The 3,850-nt window shown below is 48.9% G+C and carries 1 protein-coding gene; it reads right to left on the reverse strand.

The window, feature by feature from the left end; translation table 11 throughout:
- The coding region (locus ABIA61_RS26590; RefSeq protein ID WP_404581513.1) for a condensation domain-containing protein at window positions 1-3,806 on the reverse strand (3,806 nt) is incomplete at its 3' end.
- Window positions 3,807-3,850: the final 44 nt, after the last annotated feature.

A 3,850-nucleotide genomic window follows, 5' to 3' on the forward strand; every position in this document is an offset into this window, starting at 1 on the left:
TTGGCCTGAGCATTGAGCTCCCGGTAGGTGAGCCTGCGATCCTCGCAGATGACTGCCGTCTGTTCCGGTGTACGCCCCACCTGTTGTTCAAACAGTTGCTCCACCGTCTGCTCCCGCGGATAATCTGCCTCAGTATCGTTGAAAACTTCTAAAATATCTCGTTTTTCTTCTTTTGTCAGCCAATCTAGTTCATGGACTCCTATGTCTGGTTTAGCGGCAGCCTGCTCCAACATTTGGAGGAATCGGCCTGCTACTTGTTCTATTATCGAGGTGTCATAGACATTGGTATTAAATTCAAAATGCACTGTTATGTCTTCGCCAGGCAACACAATGACATTAAAGTCGTAATGCGTCTGCTCCGTGACGTGTGCATTGGAAATCAGCAAACTTTGGCCATCGTCTCCATCCGTACTTGTCAACTGCTGCTCCAACGGATAATTTTCAAACACCATAATATGTGATAAGAGTTGGTGCTTCTGTGGTGTTCGCGCTTGTATTTCCATTAAGGAATACGTGTCAAACTCATGAGCAGCGAGTGCTTCCTGCTGCATCCTTAAAGCCAAATCAGCAAACGATTCATCCGCTTCACAATGAACACGTACCGGAATCGTATTAATGAACAAGCCTACCATGCTTTCAATACCTGTAATAACAGGCGGTCTGCCTGACACCACCGTACCAAATACAACATCCCTATGGTTATTGTATTTTTGCAGTAGAATCCCCCATACAGCTTGCATAAAAGTATGAACCGTTACACGATTGCTATTCGCTGCCTGCTTGAGCGAATAGGTCAGCGAATGTCCAAACCGGCGGATTACTCTGCCCGATTCGTAGCCTTCAAATTCCGCAGCTTGGACCAGCTTCCCTGGCAGTATCGTTTGTTCTTCATAGCCTGCAAGATAATTACTCCAGTAAGAAGCGGCTTCCTCGACAGGACGGGATTCAAGCCATTCGATATAGTCGCTGTACAGAGGAGCGTCTTGTAATCGAGGCTGTCTCTCATTTCGAATTGCTTCATACAATTCAAACAATTCTTGGGCGACAAGCGGTACGCACCAGCCGTCCATAAGGATATGATGAAAGCTCCAAACCAGACGGTATGAGCGTTGCCCTGTACGTAAAACAGATAACCTCATTAACACATCCTGTTGGAGATTAAATCCTTTGGCCTTGTCTTGATCGGCATAGGCTGTCAGCCACTGTTCCCGCTCTGATTCTCGGATACCCCTAACATCTTCTGTGCGAAAATCAATGCGTGAATCCTGGTATACCACTTGAAGTGGGGTATCTTTCCAGCCAGTATAAAATCCAGTTCGCAATATAGCGTGTCTGTGTGTTAATTGATCCAAGGCTTGGGCAAAAGCCGCTTCATTCAAGACACCTTCCATATCAAATGTAGTCTGTTCAAAATAGGCGGCAGACTGAGGATCCAGCAGACTGTGGAACAGCATTCCTTTTTGTACAGGCGTTAATGGGTAAATATTCTCTATTGCTCTGTCCTGTCCCATATGCAATATGATCTGTTCCATTTCTGGAATGCTTATCCCTTTGCATAAAATATCGCTTGGGGTCAGCTCCATCTGTTTTTTCGACATACAGTGGTTAATGATTTCGCGCAAGGAGCATTGGAGTTTCTCAGCCAGGTGTTCCACCGTTTTTTGACGGTACTGCTTTCGATTGTAGCTGATAGCGAGATTCAGACATCCGTCTGTAATCATACCGTGGAACTCCAGCACATATGGTCTCCGCCCTCCCTGGCTGACATCCGAGCCACCGGAATAGTGTGAAATAGACATTCCACTGTTGCTTAAATCCTGATCAAACTGGCCTAGATAATTGAAACAGATTTCAGGTTCAACCAGCTTACCCATTTCTTCACCATGATGGGAGAGATGACGCAACAAGCTGAATCCGACTCCCTTTTGCGGTATTTCACGCAATGCTTCTTTGACCGTTTTAATGCGAAGTCCCGTGTCTGCGTCCGTTGGAATGTGTAGAAGAACAGGATATTGACTCGTGAACCATCCTACCGTCCGGCTGATATCACAATCCGGCAACATATGCTCTCTACCGTGCCCTTCCAAATTTACAAATATATTTTCACTGCCTGTCCACCCATGGATTGCAGTTCCCAGCGCAGTAAGCAACAGATCATTAATTTCAGTACGATAGGCACGGTTCGTCTGTTTCAGCAGTTGCTCCGTCTCCATCTTTGTAAACCGCAGTGTCAGTAATTCGCTGTCTCCAATCGTGCCTTGACCCGTCTCGTCATAATCTCTAGGTAAAGGAGCTGTCTCAAAGTCTTTTACGCGTCTCCAATATTGAAGCTCCTGCTCGATGGACGTACTATTTGCATACTGCACCAGTTGATTGGCCCATACCTGATAGGCATCCGTTTTTGACGGCAGCTTGATATCCTTGCCCGACTCTGCTTGCCCGAAGGCATTCGCCAAGTCCTCCAGTAAAATTCGCCAGGATACGCCGTCTACCACCAAATGATGAATGACAATCAGCAGATGATCACCGTCGGGACAACGGAACAGTCCCAGTTTTACCAACGGACCTTTTTCCAGATCAATGCTGCGCTGAATTCGATTCGCGGCTTCCTCAATTTCTGCCATAACCTTAGCTGGATTGGAGGCTGTGAAGTCCAGGACTTCCAGATCGTACAATTCCCCTTCACTGATTCCACGATTCCATGCTTCATAGCCGCTGTCCGTCCGTCGATATACGGTACGTAAAGCATCGTGGTGCGTAATTATGCTGTCCATTACCTGCCGCAATGCCTCTTCTTTAAAACCCGAAGGTCTGTGCAAGAAAAACGACTGGTTAAAATGTGCTTCATTTCCCGTTTCTTGCGTGAATAACCATCGCTGTATCGGTGTCAACTCCACTTTTCCACTAATTTCACCTTGCTCGGGTATTCTGGTCACCCGCTCTGTATAAGGACTGAGCGCAGCAATGCTCGGATATTTAAACAGGTCTTTCATTCCAATTTTGTAGCCGGCCTGAATCAATCGGGACGATACCTGAATGGCCTTAATGGAATCGCCACCCAAATCAAAAAAGTTATCCCCTGTTCCTATCTGCGGCACACCGAGCACCTTTTGCCAGACAGTGACCAGCACCTGCTCCACTTCGTTTCCAGGCGCGGTATACTCCACTCCGGTTTGAATACTCGCCGTTGGCACAGGCAGCTCTTTACGGTCCACTTTCCCATTAGGCGTTAGCGGTAGCCGTTCCAGCGGAATCATATAGGCTGGTATCATATACGCTGGCAGCTCTTCCAGCAGAGCTTCCCGTATCCGCGTCCCCGTCATCTCGCGCTCAGCTACATAGTACGCCGCCAATTGCTTCGCGCCATCCTCCGCTTCATGGACAACCACAGCCGCTTGCTGGACGAAGGGCAGGCTCTGCAGCTTCGCTTCAATCTCTCCCGGCTCAATCCGGTATCCACGGATCTTCACCTGCTGGTCCATCCGTCCCAGATAGCTGATCGTTCCGTCTGGACGCCAGCGTCCCCGGTCCCCCGTCCGGTATAACCGTTCACCCGCTGCCCATGGATGCGCTACAAACCGCTCACGGGTTAATTCCTCCTGATTCAAATAACCACGGGCCAGACCGGCTCCCCCGACCCAGATTTCTCCCGCCATCCCTATCGGCAGGAGCCGCCCCTCTTGATCCATGATGTAGGCGGTCGAGTTGGCTATCGGTCGCCCAATCGGAATATTGTTGGTATAGTCCTGGTCAATCTCAAAGCTGCAGGAAAAGGTCGTGTTTTCCGTCGGACCATAGCCATTCACCAGCGTGACATTCGGGCATGCGCGGCGTACCGCCGATACGACCG

The sequence above is a fragment of the Paenibacillus sp. RC21 genome, from assembly GCF_044907935.1.
GTDB lineage: Bacteria > Bacillota > Bacilli > Paenibacillales > Paenibacillaceae > Paenibacillus > Paenibacillus terrae_A.